Below are 273 nucleotides of genomic sequence, written 5' to 3'. Positions count from 1 at the left end.
GCGTGAGCAGTGGAATGACGCCAACAACGTACTGACAGTGAAACCGGGCACGGTTATCGGTTACGAACGTAATGTTTACACCAACGAGAAGTACGACAAGGCAGGTATCGAAGTTCTGACGATTCCAGGTAATGAACTGGGGCGTGGCCGTGGTGGCGCTCGTTGTATGAGCTGCCCTATCGAAAGAGACGGTATCTAAGCCGATAGCTCAATAGAGTAAAAATACAATAACTCAACTAGGCCAGTACCATTGTACTGGCCTTTTTCATGAAA

At 48.0% G+C, this 273-nt stretch carries 1 protein-coding gene; it reads left to right on the top strand.

The window, feature by feature from the left end:
• Window positions 1-199: arginine deiminase family protein (locus tag BCT81_RS03310; RefSeq protein WP_241908145.1), on the top strand; the 199-nt coding region annotated here is incomplete at its 5' end.
• Between the last annotated feature and the right edge of the window lie 74 nt (window positions 200-273).

The sequence above is a fragment of the Vibrio sp. 10N.261.52.A1 genome, assembly GCF_002876325.1.
GTDB classification, from domain to species: Bacteria; Pseudomonadota; Gammaproteobacteria; order Enterobacterales; family Vibrionaceae; genus Vibrio; species Vibrio chagasii.
The sequence above is the reverse complement of the archived record's forward strand: the minus strand, read 5'-3'. Positions and strand labels throughout refer to the sequence as shown.